15 protein-coding genes and 1 pseudogene are annotated in these 14,105 nt (G+C 42.3%); 6 read left to right on the top strand and 10 right to left on the bottom strand.

The window, feature by feature from the left end:
• Positions 1-443: 443 nt before the first annotated feature.
• The 6 genes and pseudogenes from rluB to FTT71_RS02750 all read right to left on the bottom strand — a co-directional run.
• Positions 444-1,316 (bottom strand): annotated as a pseudogene (gene rluB, locus FTT71_RS02775) (23S rRNA pseudouridine(2605) synthase RluB); the annotation flags it as partial.
• 41 nt (positions 1,317-1,357) lie between these two features.
• Complete coding sequence (gene scpB / locus FTT71_RS02770; protein ID WP_168525103.1) at positions 1,358-1,951, bottom strand: SMC-Scp complex subunit ScpB; 594 nt, start codon at positions 1,949-1,951, stop codon at positions 1,358-1,360.
• Positions 1,948-2,742, bottom strand: coding sequence for a ScpA family protein (locus tag FTT71_RS02765; protein WP_180158696.1), 795 nt, complete (start codon positions 2,740-2,742; stop codon positions 1,948-1,950). The genes scpB and FTT71_RS02765 overlap by 4 nt, the downstream gene beginning before the upstream one ends.
• A 219-nt stretch (positions 2,743-2,961) precedes the next feature.
• Positions 2,962-3,243 carry a hypothetical protein gene (locus tag FTT71_RS02760; protein ID WP_004972337.1) on the bottom strand — a complete coding sequence of 94 codons (282 nt, stop codon included), beginning with the start codon at positions 3,241-3,243 and terminating at the stop codon, positions 2,962-2,964.
• Positions 3,244-3,311: 68 nt separating this feature from the next.
• A complete protein-coding gene (locus FTT71_RS02755) occupies positions 3,312-3,929 on the bottom strand; it encodes an L-threonylcarbamoyladenylate synthase (RefSeq protein WP_004972336.1) in 618 nt (205 codons plus the stop codon).
• Between the two features lie 91 nt (positions 3,930-4,020).
• A complete protein-coding gene (locus FTT71_RS02750) occupies positions 4,021-4,683 on the bottom strand; it encodes an elongation factor P hydroxylase (RefSeq protein WP_154320993.1) in 663 nt (220 codons plus the stop codon).
• A gap of 98 nt (positions 4,684-4,781) precedes the next feature.
• Between FTT71_RS02750 and FTT71_RS02745 the strand changes: the two genes are divergently transcribed.
• From FTT71_RS02745 to lysM, 6 genes are all read left to right on the top strand, one after another.
• Entirely contained in the window at positions 4,782-5,339 is a 558-nt protein-coding gene (locus FTT71_RS02745; protein ID WP_131260705.1) for a DUF177 domain-containing protein, read from the top strand.
• Positions 5,340-5,415: 76 nt separating this feature from the next.
• Positions 5,416-5,598 (top strand): 50S ribosomal protein L32, encoded by a 183-nt coding sequence (gene rpmF, locus FTT71_RS02740; RefSeq protein WP_004972331.1) that lies wholly within the window; start codon positions 5,416-5,418, stop codon positions 5,596-5,598.
• Positions 5,599-5,802: 204 nt separating this feature from the next.
• Entirely contained in the window at positions 5,803-6,789 is a 987-nt protein-coding gene (gene fabD, locus FTT71_RS02735; protein ID WP_096902067.1) for an ACP S-malonyltransferase, read from the top strand.
• On the top strand, positions 6,786-7,520 hold the full coding sequence (gene fabG / locus FTT71_RS02730) for a 3-oxoacyl-ACP reductase FabG (RefSeq protein ID WP_004972328.1): 735 nt from the start codon (positions 6,786-6,788) through the stop codon (positions 7,518-7,520). Before fabD ends, fabG begins: the two co-directional genes overlap by 4 nt.
• A gap of 83 nt (positions 7,521-7,603) precedes the next feature.
• Positions 7,604-7,840 carry an acyl carrier protein gene (gene acpP, locus FTT71_RS02725; RefSeq protein ID WP_001279871.1) on the top strand — a complete coding sequence of 79 codons (237 nt, stop codon included), beginning with the start codon at positions 7,604-7,606 and terminating at the stop codon, positions 7,838-7,840.
• Between the two features lie 250 nt (positions 7,841-8,090).
• Positions 8,091-8,564 (top strand): peptidoglycan-binding protein LysM, encoded by a 474-nt coding sequence (gene lysM / locus FTT71_RS02720; protein ID WP_004972325.1) that lies wholly within the window; start codon positions 8,091-8,093, stop codon positions 8,562-8,564.
• A 341-nt stretch (positions 8,565-8,905) separates the two neighbouring features.
• Here lysM and FTT71_RS02715 read toward each other — a convergent pair whose 3' ends face one another.
• From FTT71_RS02715 to FTT71_RS02705, 4 genes are all read right to left on the bottom strand, one after another.
• A complete protein-coding gene (locus FTT71_RS02715; protein WP_178319240.1) occupies positions 8,906-10,189 on the bottom strand; it encodes a ribonucleotide-diphosphate reductase subunit beta in 1,284 nt (427 codons plus the stop codon).
• 139 nt (positions 10,190-10,328) lie between these two features.
• Entirely contained in the window at positions 10,329-10,463 is a 135-nt protein-coding gene (locus FTT71_RS13285) for a hypothetical protein (protein ID WP_004972322.1), read from the bottom strand.
• Positions 10,464-10,525: 62 nt separating this feature from the next.
• Positions 10,526-10,720: a hypothetical protein gene (locus FTT71_RS02710; protein ID WP_179988535.1), complete on the bottom strand. Its 195-nt coding sequence runs from the start codon at positions 10,718-10,720 to the stop codon at positions 10,526-10,528.
• 88 nt (positions 10,721-10,808) lie between these two features.
• Positions 10,809-13,631 carry a ribonucleoside-diphosphate reductase subunit alpha gene (locus FTT71_RS02705; RefSeq protein WP_180051977.1) on the bottom strand — a complete coding sequence of 941 codons (2,823 nt, stop codon included), beginning with the start codon at positions 13,629-13,631 and terminating at the stop codon, positions 10,809-10,811.
• Between the last annotated feature and the right edge of the window lie 474 nt (positions 13,632-14,105).

Genomic DNA, 14,105 nt, shown 5'->3' with positions numbered 1-14,105 from the left:
TTGCTATAGACCACATTTAAGTTTAAATATGAACACCCCGAATCAGATGTATGAGCAAACTAAAACCGAGCTAATTGCTTAACTCGGTTTGAAGTGGAATACTGTCAATCTATTTCAGGACAAGACATTAAGTTTTCAGTTTTGATATAGAAAGCTTAAAACTTTTTAAAGCTTTTATTGCCAAATGGTTTACGTGGTGCATTTTCTTCACGGCGTTCACGGTTGCCAAAACTGTTACCGTCTTGGCGCTGTTCACGATTGCCGTAGCTGTTGCCGTCTTGGCGACGTTCACGGTTGCCGTAGCTATTACCTTCTTGACGATAGTCACGGTTACCGTAGCTGTTGCCATCCTGACGGCGTTCACGCTGAGCATATTGGTTGCCTTCACGACGCTCACGGTTGCCGTAACTGTTACCTTCTTGGCGTGATTCACGTGGTGCAAAACCTGTGTTTTGTGCAGCTTCTTCGGTGTCACGACGTTGCTGACGCAAGAAACCACCACGACGTGCTGCTAATGGTTTTTCCTGCATACGTTCATTGCGGCGTTTTGCCATGCCATACAAACCTGTGCCTTGACGTGGTTTAAGTTCTACCGCTTTGGCAAGGTTGTCGATGTCATTTTTATCTAATTCCATCCAGCGACCTGTACGCAATTCACGCGGTAAAATGACGGTACCGTAACGAGTACGTAATAAGCGGCTGACTTTCAAACCTTGTGATTCAAAAATACGGCGAACCTCACGGTTACGACCTTCTTTAACCACCACTTGATACCAGCGGTTAATACCATCACCGCCAATTTCAGAGAAAGATTCAAACTTGGCAGGGCCGTCATCTAGCACGACACCGCGCAGCATGTTGTTTTTCAGTTGTGGCGTCACTTCACCCATAACGCGAACCGCATATTCACGTTCAATTTCGTTAGATGGGTGCATTAAACGGTTGGCGAGTTCACCATCATTGGTAAATAACAATAAGCCTGTCGAGTTAATATCCAGACGACCAACCATCACCCAGCGATCATTTGCAATTGCAGGTAGGTTGTCAAATACAGTTGGGCGCTGTTCTGGGTCATTGCGTGAGCAAATTTCGCCTTCTGGTTTGTAATAAATCAGAACACGACGACGAATTTCATCTTCAATTTGGAACTGAACTTTACGACCATCGATGCGAAGCTCATCACCTGGTTCGATTCGTTCACCCACTTGGGCAACTTGGCCGTTGACACTCACACGACCAGCGGCAATGACTTCTTCCATATAACGGCGAGAACCCAAGCCTACTCGTGCGAGTACCTTTTGCAACTTTTCACTCATGACAGCACAACCTTAGAAATGATCATCAACAGTTTACCTATTCAAGACACAGACGCAGATGCATCGAGTGCCATGAAAGCTTCCTTGGCATCCTGTAGGGGAGGCAATTGGCTTAAGGAATTCAAGCCAAACGCATTTAAAAATTGGGGCGTTGTAACTAACAACGCAGGTCTTCCTGGGAGTTCTCGAAAGCCAGATTCCTTAATCCAGTTCCAGTCAAACAATGTACGTAAAATTTGACTATTGTTTGATACTCCGCGAATTTGTTCAATATCTGCACGGGTCACAGGCTGGTGGTAGGCAATCACGGCCAATATTTCCAGCATAGAGGGTGAAAGTCTAGTCGGACGTTCAGGCCACACCTGTGTAATAATTGTACGATACTTTGCCCGTACCTGAAAACGAAAACCTTGAGCGGTTTCGATCAGTTCAATCGAGCGACCATGTTGTAGCATGGCAAGTTGTTGTAAAAACTGACGTAATTGTGTTTTGCTATATTTATCCTGAAAGGCTTCTTTTAGGCGCGCCAAAGACACTGCGCTATCACTGGCAAAAATAATAGCTTCAAGTTGCATTAGCAATTCATGCTGTTGCTCACCTTCAGACAGGTTTGAAACAATCTGTTCTGAGTTCATGCCTGCGCCCCTTGAATACTCAATGGTGCTTCAATACCACTGCTCACAATGCATACCTTCTGCTGGCGAGTCAGTTCTAAAATCGCCATAAAGGTCACAACCATGCCCATGCGTCCCTGACTTGGTTTTAGCAACGCATCAAAACTCAGTACTTCACCCGATGCGAGTTTGGCTTCAATAAATGCAATCCGTTCTTCAAGTAAAACAGGTTCTTGCAAAATTTGATGGGTGACAGGTTCAGGACGATTAAAAATGCAGAACAAGGCATCACGTAATTGATCGGCTGCATAGCCAACATTATTGACTGCGGTATGCCCTAAGCTAACATTGGTAGCAAAAGTATCGCGTTCTAAAACAGGCATTTGCCCCAAGCGTTCAGCTGCTTGTTTGACTCTTAAATAGGTTTCTAAACGGTCAATCAGCTCTTGTTTTGGGTCTTTTTCAATGCTGCTGATACTGGCAGGTTTAGGCAACAATAGGCGGGATTTTAAATCGGCCAGTAATGCCGCCATCACCATATAATCGGCAGTCAGTTCAATATTTAGCGATTTCATGGCATCCATATACGACAAATATTGCGATGCAATCGGGGCAATATCTAACTGAAGTAAATCGAAGCCATTTTTTTGAATCAGGTAAATTAAAAAGTCGAGTGGTCCTTCGAAATGCTCTAACAGAATTTCAAATGCTGCAGGAGGAATATACAAATCCTCAGGAATCGACTCTTGCCACTCATCTAACACACGAATGTGTTGGGCAGGTTCCATCGCATTGTGGAGGGATTGATTCATTACAGTGTTGGGCCACGCGAATTTTCAAAAGCATGCAAATGCTATTTCCGCTTCAGATAAGAAGGAGATGGAGAAATAGCTCAGAATTAATAGCGGCTAGTCTAAAGGATATCGTGATTGAAATAAATCTGTTCTACGACCAAATATCAAAAAAAGCCTAAAATAAATCGGGATTGAGGGAGATTTAAGGCAAGTTGTAAAAATTAACTCATTCAATCTTTAAGTATTTATTTCTGTTTTATTCTGTAATGCGTATTCAATCATTGCCATGCAGCTGTCTTGTAAACACAGATTACGAGTTTGCGATTGCGCTAAAAGTGCTTTACATAGTGCTGCATCTAAAAAGTAAGTATAAGAATCGGGAGGTTCAGGTATTGTTGCTGTGAATGCAGTTTGGGAACACACGATTGCATCGGACTCTAGCGTCCACGGATGTTGCACATAAATGTGCATCTCATCCGAAAACTGCTGCAAATTTAACAATACCTGAAATAAAGTCATGGGTTTAATTCGTGCAAGTAAGGCTTTTAAACCGTAGTGCTGTCAATCGCTTTGCAGGTGGTGAATGCTTATTCAAAAGCACTCACATCTCCCACACCACGACGCACAATTTGCGGGTTGTCGCCCGATAAATCAATAATACTGGTGGTGCTGAGTGTGCCTAAGCCACCATCAATCAGTACATCAATACGTTTGTTGAGTTGTAGATCAATCTCGTATGGATCATCTAAAGGGTCTTCTTGCCCCGGTAAAATCAGGGTGCTGGTCAGTAAAGGTTCGCCTAATTCTTTAAGCAGCATGCGACAAATGGGGTTGCTTGGAATACGCAAACCAATGGTTTTTTTATTGGGATGCATCAAGCGACGCGGAACTTCACTGGTCGCAGGTAAAATAAATGTGGTGACCGCAGGCGTATTGTTTTTCAGCAGACGATACATGGCATTGTCCACTTTGGCGTAGGTGGCAATATCCGATAAATCGGCACAAATAATGGCGTATTGGTGTTTTGCGCCTAAACCACGAATTTGTGAAATGCGCTCCATCGCGTTTTTATTACCAATTTGGCAACCAATCGCATAAGCAGCATCGGTTGGATAGACCACCACATCGCCTGCGCGTATGCGTTCAACCGCTTGGCTGATTAGACGCGGCTGTGGATTTTCAGGATGTACTCTTAAATGCAACATATGAATTCCTCAGTAGCGTAAATGTGACGTTAGGCTCATTATGAAAGGGGATTGATGTCAGTTGCAATCATTGCCTTGTGCTTTATTACATTTAATCCAAATTTTTTCGTTCAAACTCTGCAATTTGTAATGTTTTGCCACCTCGGGTGCAGTAACAAATACATTCAATAAAGCGTTTTGCATCGCGTGGTAATTTGGCTTCTCCGTTAAAATAACGCTGCACTTGGGCAAAGACATTGTCTTTAAATGTGCGGCCATCTCCACCTTCACCGGTCAGGTTATCTAAAGATACACGGAATTTTCGTCCAAACGCTTGAGCAAACAGCCATTCAATGGCTTGAGGTTTAATTTCAACCTGTTCAAATAAGGCTTGTTGTTCCTGAGTACGACCATCGGGAGCATACCAATAGCCTAAGTCTGGCAGTAAACGTCGTTGTTCGCCTGCGATGCTCCAATGGCTAATTTCATGTAAAGCGCTATTAAAGAAACCATGTGCAAATTGAATACGTGCAGGCTGTGTTGCCGTGGCAGGAAAGTACTCAGGTTCAAAATCACCTTTGACCAAGTTCACATTTAGGTGGGAAAACCAGTGATTAAAGTGTAAGATGAGCCAGTCCACCTGTTCCGTTTCTGTATTGAGTTTTGCCCAGTCCGAGAGTTGCACTTGGGGGGGCGAAGTGTCAGAATTGGTGGTTGGAAGTGTGCTCACAAGTGATGAAAAATTCACTTCTGTTTGCGGCTGCAACAGATGCATGACTGTGTTACCCAAAATTGGTCTGTCTAAATAAGTACAAAATTGTATCTTAATCTTTGACAGAGTACTGATGAATTTGTAGAATTGCCGCCTTAATTATGTCAGCAAATACCTTTCCGGCACAGATTGAGCCGTTTAAATGGGCTGAACAGGGCTTTACATGGTCAGGTAACCTGCCATTGTCTCGCTTTGCTCGTATCGCCCGTGAAGCTGTTGGATCAATTGATGATCAATTGGTTAACATAGACTGTAAGCTATCAATGGATGCGTATCATCGCATTGTATGGCTAGATGGTCATATTGAAACGAGAGTTCCAATGGAATGCCAACGCTGCTTGGGTTCTGTAGAAATAGACCTCGTTTCAGATTTTCATCTAGCTCTTGTGGATGATGAGTCACTGATAGAGCGCTTGGATGAGGATGCTGATTTCATTGTATTAGGTGAAAGTGAAGCCACCACCAAAGGCGATTATGATTCGCCTGCGACGGCTAATTTACTGTCACTTATAGAAGATGAATTGTTATTGTTGTTGCCTTTATCTCCTAAGCATGACGCTTGCGAGCATAAGCATCAACCTGCCATTCAGAACATTGCCGAAGAAAAACGTGATAATCCGTTTGATGTTTTGGCAAGTTTGAAAGGTAAACTTAACTGAAAATTATGTTATAATTTTTAGTTAAGACAACTCAATTTGTTCTGATCCATTTTTTCGATCTTTGTAAGGAGCCATCATGGCCGTTCAGCAAAACCGTAAAAGTCGCTCTCGCCGTGACATGCGCCGTTCACATGACGCTTTAACCGAGAATGCATTAACTGTAGACCAAGCTACTGGTGAAACTCATCGTCGTCACCACGTAACTAAAGATGGTTTCTACCGTGGTCGTCAATTATTCGCTAAAGCAGATGCTGAATAATTGGTGATGTATTAAGCGTCAAGCTTAGTAGAAAAAATGGGAGCGTAAGCTCCCTTTTTTTGTGCCCGATTTTTGTTGTATTTGGCAATTACTAAAAACAAAATTAAGTGTTAAATTTCCGCTCCATAACTGAGCTTACATGAGAAGGTGTGGGTTGTAGCTGCAAAAAACTACAATTTGCGCATCTTAATTAAAGGATTTTTTATGTCTGCTAAACGACTCGAGCAAGCAGCTCAAGCCACTAAAACTGCATTTGTCTTTCCTGGTCAAGGCTCACAAAAAGCCGGCATGTTGGCTGAGCTTGCAGAACAGTTTAGCGGTGTGCGCGAAACATTTGCAGAAGCCTCTGAAGCGATTGGCTTTGACTTATGGCACATTGCACAAAGTGGTGAAGGTTTAGACCAAACAGAATTTACTCAGCCTGTATTACTCACTGCAAGTATCGCTTTATGGCGTGTGTGGTTAGAGTTGGGTGGTGTTGCACCAAAATATTTGGCAGGACACTCATTGGGCGAATACAGCGCATTAGTAGCTGCAGGCAGCTTGAGCTTGGGCGATGCCGTTAAACTGGTAAACTTGCGCGGCAAATTAATGCAAAACGCTGTGCCACAAGGTCAGGGCGCAATGGCTGCCATTTTAGGCCTTGAAGATGCCAAAGTGCTTGAGCTATGTGAACAAGTGAATGTGCAAGGTCGTGGCTCGGTAGAAGCAGCCAACTACAATGCACAAGGGCAAGTGGTTATTGCAGGCGATAAAACTTTAGTCGAAGCAGTAATGGCATTGGCCAAAGAAAATGGCGGTAAAGCCATTGCCCTGCCTGTATCTGTACCTTCACACTGTTCATTGATGAAACCTGCTGCCGAACAGTTTGCACAAGCTTTGGAACAAACTGCCATTGAGCTACCGCGTATTCCTGTAATACAAAATGTCAACGCTGGAATCGCGGCAGATGTTGCGCAATTAGGTCAGGCACTCACTGCGCAATTGTACCAATCGGTGCAGTGGACACAAACCATGCAATACCTACAAGATCAGGGTATTGAATATATCGTGGAATGTGGCCCAGGCAACGTATTGGCGAATCTTGCGAAACGTTTACCGAATATCGAAAAAGCATTCCCACTCGACACACAAAGTCGTATGGAAGATGCACTAAATGCCATTTTAGTGGCAGAAGGGAAAATTGCATGACACAAGAACGTAAAGTTGCATTAGTCACAGGTGCAAGCCGAGGGATTGGTGCAGCCATCGCTCAGCAACTCATTCAAGACGGTTTTTTTGTGGTAGGTACTGCCACTTCTGAAGCGGGCGCAGAAAAATTATCGGCAAGTTTTGCAGAAAACGGTGCAGGTAAAGTATTGGATGTCCGTGATGGTGCAGCCATTGATGCATTGGTTTCTGAAATTGAACAAAGCTATGGTTCAGTTTTGGTTTTAGTTAACAATGCGGGCATTACCAAAGATAATTTGTTACTGCGTATGTCAGAAGATGATTGGGATGACATTCTCAACATTCACTTAAAGGCAGTTTACCGTTTATCTAAACGTGTCTTGAAGGGCATGACCAAAGCACGTTTTGGACGCATTATTAATATTAGTTCTGTGGTAGCACATTTTGCGAACCCAGGACAAGCGAACTATTCTGCGGCAAAAGCCGGTATTGAAGCATTCAGCCGTAGCCTTGCCAAAGAAATGGGCAGTCGTCAAATTACAGTAAACTCGGTTGCTCCGGGCTTTATTGCAACTGAAATGACAGATCAGCTAAGTGAAGAAATTCGCAAAAAAATGAGTGAGCAAGTGGCATTAAACCGTTTAGGTGATCCACAAGATATCGCAAATGCAGTGAGTTTCTTGGCTTCTGACAAAGCTGGTTACATCACTGGTACAGTGTTACACGTAAATGGTGGTTTATACATGAGCTAAGCTCAAGTATAAACTTTCAAAATTTTATAGATTCAATTAAACTAACGGCATTAAAAACGCCACAAGCAATGAGGAGAATTCCTGTGAGCGATATCGAACAACGCGTTAAACAAGCGGTTGCAGAACAACTTGGTCTTAAAGCTGAAGAAATCAAAAACGAAGCATCTTTTATGGATGACTTAGGTGCTGACTCTTTAGACTTAGTAGAGCTTGTAATGTCTTTCGAAAACGATTTTGACATCACAATCCCAGACGAAGATTCTAACGAAATCACAACAGTTCAATCAGCAATCGACTACGTAACTAAAAAACTTGGTTAATTGTTGATTTCAGCTCTGCTGAAATGAAAGCCACCGCAAGGTGGCTTTTTTATGCGCTGTCGTTTTTACAATCGAATATGAAAAAGGCGCATTTTGTTAAATGTGTGATGTAGCTTACATTTTGTTACCAGGCTAGTGTCTAATCACAACCGAAGTCGCTTATTTTTTTAGTTATAAATGAATGAGAACAGAAACGTGCTTATGTAAGTGAGCGACGCTTTATAACAGCAGAAAAAAATAGGAGTACCTCATGGGTCTTTTTGATTTTGTAAAAGGGATTGGTAAGAAAAATACAGCACCTGCAGAGCCACAAGCTGCACCAAGCACACCTGCAGAACCATCAGCACAAGAAATTGCCAATAAACTTTTGGGGCATGTGAAAAGTTTAGGCTTACCTGTGACAGGTTTATCGGTGAGTTATAACGCAACTACTGACTTAGCGACAGTGCGTGGACAGGTCAACAGTCAGGCAGACCGTGAAAAAATTATTCTTGCAGTGGGTAATATTGACCATGTTGCACAAGTAGATGATCAACTCACAGTTGCAACCCCAGAACCAGAAAGCAAGTTCTATACAGTAAAATCAGGCGATACCTTATCTAAAATTTCTAAAGAATTTTATGGGGATGCCAACCAATACAACAAAATCTTTGAAGCTAACCGTCCATTACTAAAAAATGCCGATGACATTTTCCCTGGTCAAGTGTTGCGTATTCCTGCTTAAATGTGAGCAGTCTGAATAAAAAAGGCGCGTGATGCGCCTTTTTTTATTTTGTTTTTTGTCGTTTTTGGGGTGTTAGATTATTGTCCTATTCTCATAATGAACAAAAGAAGTAAAAAAAGACTTTGTTGTATAAATATTTTGTAAGATAACGATTTTTAAAAGTTTGTGGAAATTTTAAAAAATAAATAAATTAAATAAAGCATAGTGTTATGTGTTTGTATAACCAAGCCATTAAATACTAGGTCGAATCTTTAAAAAAACCGCCATGAATGGCGGTTTTCTCAATGACAACTCATGTGTCGCACAATGACAGCATATGTATCGAGTGACGCAGCGCTGTATTACCAGCTCAACGCACCGCCCGTCTGATAATCAGTCACACGCGTTTCAAAGAAGTTCTTCTCTTTACGCAAGTCCATCATTTCAGACATCCATTGGAACGGGTTGTTTACGCCAACAAACTGTTCAGGTAAACCGAGCTGACTTAAACGACGGTTACAGATGAATTTCAAATATTCTTCCATCATACCTGCGTTCATGCCCAATACACCACGTGGCATAGTGTCACGTGCATATTCAATTTCAAGCATCGTGCCTTCAAGAATCATTTGAATCACTTCTTGCTGGAATTCTGCAGTCCACAAGTGCGGGTTCTCAATCTTGATTTGGTTAATCATGTCGATACCAAAGTTCAAGTGCATAGATTCATCACGTAAAATGTACTGGAATTGCTCTGCAACACCATTCATTTTGTTACGACGACCCATCGACAAGATTTGGCTGAAACCGCAGTAGAAGAAAATACCTTCAAGTACACAATAGAATGCGATTAAGTTGCGTAGCAAAATTTGGTCGTTTTCAGGTGTACCTGTTTTGAAAGTAGGATCGCTTAAAGATTGCGTGTACTTCAAGCCCCATGCTGCTTTACGTGCAACCGATGGTACTTCGCGGTACATATTGAAGACTTCGCCTTCATCCATACCTAAAGATTCGATGCAGTACTGGTAAGCGTGAGTGTGAATCGCTTCTTCAAAGGCTTGACGCAAAATGTACTGGCGGCATTCTGGGTTGGTAATGTGGCGATAAATAGCCAATACCAAGTTATTAGCAACCAATGAGTCTGCGGTAGAGAAGAAACCAAGTGAACGCATAACAATGGTGCGCTCATCTTCAGTTAAGCCATTTTCAGACTTCCACAACGCGATGTCGTGGTTCATGTTGACTTCTTGCGGCATCCAGTGGTTTGCACAACCATCTAGATATTTTTGCCATGCCCATTCGTATTTGAACGGTACAAGCTGGTTTAAGTCTGCACGACAGTTGATCATGGCTTTATCATCAACCTGTACGCGCGATGCACCCATTTCCAGTTCTTCAAGACCAGGAGCAACGTCCAATTGATCTAGAGCGTTAGATGCTCTTGCCAACGGATCGGTTGAATCTGTTGTTCTACTTCTAGGGGCTGCAGCGGGTTGTGCAGCTGCCACAGTCGTCTGTGGTTGCTCTGCATGAGATACCATCTGCGTATCATGCGCTTTTTGCGGCTCGACGGGCGCAGACTTGTGTTCAGGAGCAGCCGGTTTTTGCGAATCATCTTCGAAATCGTCCCAACTTAGGATAGACATATCAATTCTCTCTTCGTTGCTTTATATCTTTTATGGACATCCAGCTACGCTGAGATGTCTTAATATACGCTTAATTTGTGAAAGCAAAATTAAGTTTTGCTCATCTTGGTCTGAAAAATGTACATTCCGACCAATTTGCTCACGACTTATTTTGCTTTCGTTGTTGTTTTGCCGCTTGTACCCAAAAGTAAGCAATCGGTGCGTAAAACAACACTACAAAGGAAACCAGCAAGACCGCGAGTCCTAACATATAGTTGTGGGTCATGTGTGGCATGGTGATTTCCTTGGTTATTCAACTGGATTGGTTGCCCTAAGTTTTAAGACAACCAAAAAATCTTATAAATTAAAAGTTGAACTCAATAATTTTGTTACTAACTCATTCTCTAACAGAATATTAATCGCTAGCAAAAGGCTTGATGTTGCTTCTACTAAATTTGCACAACTGTTTAAAATATCAGCTAAAGCTAGTAAAAATGTAATGATTAATAAGCTCACGATAGCTCCATTTATATTGTAAGAAGCTACTTTCATGGCGATGTGCTAGTAAAAACATCTACTAGAGTCACATTATTTGCCACGTAGGTAGCTAATAATGTTTTCTGACTTCTAGTTATTTATTTTACTGACAAGCCTCACAATCAGGATTATCAATACTACATGCCATTGGCACTGGTGCTGCTTGAGCAAAATCTTCATCAACAGCTGCAGACGCTTCTGGTGTAACGGCTGCCACAGGGGCTGCTGTTACTGTTGCAGGTTTTACTGCGTTCAATGCGCCCGTGTTAATGGTCGATTTCTCTGCAGACGTTGCACCCAATGCACGTAGGTAATAAGTCGTTTTCAGACCACGTAACCATGCCATTTTATAAGTCAGGTCAAGTTTCTTACCGTTTGCACCTGCAATATACAAGTTCAACGATTGCGCCTGATCAATCCATTTTTGACGACGTGATGCTGCATCTACAATCCAGCGTGGTTCAACTTCAAACGCAGTCGCAAAAATCGCTTTCAATTCTTCAGGAATACGTGAAATTTTTTGTACTGAACCTTCAAAGTGTTTCAGGTCATTCACCATCACAGAATCCCACAAATCACGCTCTTTCAATGCACGAACGAGGTAAGGGTTGATTACTGTAAATTCACCAGACAAGTTCGATTTCACATACAAGTTTTGGAATGTCGGCTCAATAGACTGAGAAACGCCACAAATATTTGAAATGGTTGCAGTCGGAGCAATCGCCATCACGTTTGAGTTACGCATACCATCTTTTTGAACTTTGGCACGTAAGCTGTCCCAATCCAAACGCTGTGTACGGTCTACTTCAAACATACGTTCTGGACGCGATTTCGCCACAATGTCTAAAGAGTCAATTGGTAAGATGCCTTGATCCCACAATGAACCTTTAAATGTTTCGTAAGTACCACGCTCAACCGCTAAGTCGCTAGACGTTTGAATCGCGTAGTAGCTGATCACTTCCATAGATTCATCGGCAAATTCAACTGCAGCATCTGAACCATAAGCCAAGTTCATCTCATAAAGCGCATCTTGGAAGCCCATGATGCCCATACCTACAGGACGATGTTTCAAATTTGAATTGCGTGCTTGTGGTACAGCGTAGTAGTTGATGTCGATGACGTTGTCGAGCATACGTACTGCAGTTTTAATAGTACGTGCTAATTTTTCACGGTCTAACACACCACCTTGAACGTGTTGCACAAGGTTGATTGAACCCAAGTTACATACCGCAATTTCATCTTGGTTAGTATTGAGGGTAATTTCAGTACATAAGTTAGATGAGTGCACTACGCCAACGTGTTGTTGCGGTGAACGTAAGTTACATACGTCTTTGAATGTGATCCACGGGTGACCTGTTTCAAACAACATTGACAACATTTTGCGCCATAAGTCCTTCGCACGAAGTTTTTTATGCAGCATGTTAGTTTCTTTGGCAATGCTTTCGTAGTACGCATAACGCTCAGCAAAAGCTTCGCCCGTCAAGTCGTGCAAGTCTGGTGTTTCAGATGGCGTAAACAATGTCCATTCTGCATCTTCAAAGACACGTTGCATGAACAAGTCAGGTACCCAGTTGGCTGTGTTCATATCATGGGTACGACGACGGTCATCCCCTGTGTTTTTACGCAGCTCTAGGAATTCTTCGATGTCTAAGTGCCAAGTTTCTAAGTACGCACATACCGCACCTTTACGCTTACCACCTTGGTTGACCGCAACAGCTGTATCGTTAGCAACTTTAAGGAACGGAACAACACCTTGAGATTTACCGTTTGTTCCTTTGATGTATGAGTTCAAAGCACGTACTGGCGTCCAGTCATTGCCTAAACCACCTGCCCATTTAGACAGCATTGCGTTGTCACGCATTGCACCATAAATGTTGTAAAGGTCATCAGAAATTGTAGTTAAGTAACAGCTTGATAACTGTGGACGTAGCGTACCTGAGTTAAACAGGGTAGGCGTAGAAGCCATGTAGTCGAAGCTAGACAATAAGTTATAGAACTCGATTGCACGTGCTTCACGGTCATCTTCATTAAGCGCCAGACCCATTGACACACGCATAAAGAACAATTGTGGAAGTTCAAAGCGTACGCCATCTGAGTGAATGAAATAACGGTCAAATAAAGTTTGCAGACCTAAATAGGTAAACTGGTTTGAGCGTTCAGGCTGAATCGCTGCAGCAAGTTTGGCAAGGTCAAACTCAAGTAAGTCTGCAGAAAGCAAATCAAGTTCTACACCTTTTTTCAGGAAAGTTTCTAATGCTTCGCCTTCAGGTGTATCTGTTGCCAAACCTAAAAATTCTAAGCCTGTTGCTACCAAGTCATTACGCAATAAACGCGCAGTCACATAGGTATAGTTCGGCTCTTGCTCAATACGGGTACGAGTCGCCATCATCATGGTGGTTGAGATGTCAGACTCTTTTACACCGTTGTAGAGGTTTTTCACGGTTTCATCAATGATGGCATCTACATCAATGCCTTCTAAACCTTCTGCCGCTTTATTCACGGTTGCTTTTAACGCACCTAAATCTAGTGGTTTAAGCTGACCGTTTGCATCAGTCACTTGTAACGTCGGGTGATGGTTTTCACCTGCTTGCTTACGCGCTTCTGAGCGTTGTTCACGGTAGATGACATAAGCACGAGCAACTTTTTGCTCGCCTGTACGCATGAGCGCAAGTTCAACTTGGTCTTGAATTTCTTCAATGTGAATAGTTCCGCCAGACGGTAAACGGCGGTTGAATGTGTTCAACACCATTTCAGTCAGTTGTTCGATCCGATCATGAATGCGGCTTGAATCGGCGCTTTGTTGACCTTCTACAGCCAAAAACGCTTTGCCAATTGCAACTGCAATTTTTTCAGCATCAAAAGCGGCAACATCACCAGTGCGTTTAATCACTTGTAATTGACCAGGGGTTGAGGTGATTACGCTCATGTCAGCATAGCTCCATTGTCATCTATTGTTATGTTTATGGACCATTAAACTGGGCAAAACTTAGGCCGCAGTGATTGAGGAATAAACACAAGACTTAGTGGTTTAAAATTGAATTGAACACAAGATACGGGAAAATTGAGGGTAGATCAATATTGACTTTTTCTTTTAAATTTTGACTGATTTGGAATTAAGATTGTTCTCAAAAATACCGTTTTTTGTCCTTTGGGCTATAAGCCTTATCGGGCAAGGGCATAGCATAGCAAAGCTCGGAAAAACTGCTTATAGATAACCTTGTGGATAACTTGAAAAGTTAGGAGATAATTTTTCCAAAGGCGGCAAAGGCTTGATCTAGTGCAAAAAATACCCATTTTGTAACTTTATATTTCTTAAATATGTTTAAAAATCACCAAAACTAGAAAAGTGCTATAAATTCAATGCTTAATAAAAATATAACAAAATAATACGCAGATGTAT

Source organism: Acinetobacter sp. YH01004 (assembly GCF_013420455.1).
Taxonomy (GTDB): Bacteria; Pseudomonadota; Gammaproteobacteria; order Pseudomonadales; family Moraxellaceae; genus Acinetobacter; species Acinetobacter towneri.
This window is presented reverse-complemented; position numbering and strand designations above follow the sequence as displayed.

Coding starts and splice junctions, on each gene's coding strand:
- scpB (WP_168525103.1), bottom strand. CDS start 1,951: ATGAACTCAGAACAGATTGTTTCAAACCTGTCTGAAGGTGAGCAACAG.
- FTT71_RS02765 (WP_180158696.1), bottom strand. CDS start 2,742: ATGAATCAATCCCTCCACAATGCGATGGAACCTGCCCAACACATTCGT.
- FTT71_RS02760 (WP_004972337.1), bottom strand. CDS start 3,243: ATGACTTTATTTCAGGTATTGTTAAATTTGCAGCAGTTTTCGGATGAG.
- FTT71_RS02755 (WP_004972336.1), bottom strand. CDS start 3,929: ATGTTGCATTTAAGAGTACATCCTGAAAATCCACAGCCGCGTCTAATC.
- FTT71_RS02750 (WP_154320993.1), bottom strand. CDS start 4,683: ATGCATCTGTTGCAGCCGCAAACAGAAGTGAATTTTTCATCACTTGTG.
- FTT71_RS02745 (WP_131260705.1), top strand. CDS start 4,782: ATGTCAGCAAATACCTTTCCGGCACAGATTGAGCCGTTTAAATGGGCT.
- rpmF (WP_004972331.1), top strand. CDS start 5,416: ATGGCCGTTCAGCAAAACCGTAAAAGTCGCTCTCGCCGTGACATGCGC.
- fabD (WP_096902067.1), top strand. CDS start 5,803: ATGTCTGCTAAACGACTCGAGCAAGCAGCTCAAGCCACTAAAACTGCA.
- fabG (WP_004972328.1), top strand. CDS start 6,786: ATGACACAAGAACGTAAAGTTGCATTAGTCACAGGTGCAAGCCGAGGG.
- lysM (WP_004972325.1), top strand. CDS start 8,091: ATGGGTCTTTTTGATTTTGTAAAAGGGATTGGTAAGAAAAATACAGCA.
- FTT71_RS02715 (WP_178319240.1), bottom strand. CDS start 10,189: ATGTCTATCCTAAGTTGGGACGATTTCGAAGATGATTCGCAAAAACCG.
- FTT71_RS13285 (WP_004972322.1), bottom strand. CDS start 10,463: ATGCCACACATGACCCACAACTATATGTTAGGACTCGCGGTCTTGCTG.
- FTT71_RS02710 (WP_179988535.1), bottom strand. CDS start 10,720: ATGAAAGTAGCTTCTTACAATATAAATGGAGCTATCGTGAGCTTATTA.
- FTT71_RS02705 (WP_180051977.1), bottom strand. CDS start 13,631: ATGAGCGTAATCACCTCAACCCCTGGTCAATTACAAGTGATTAAACGC.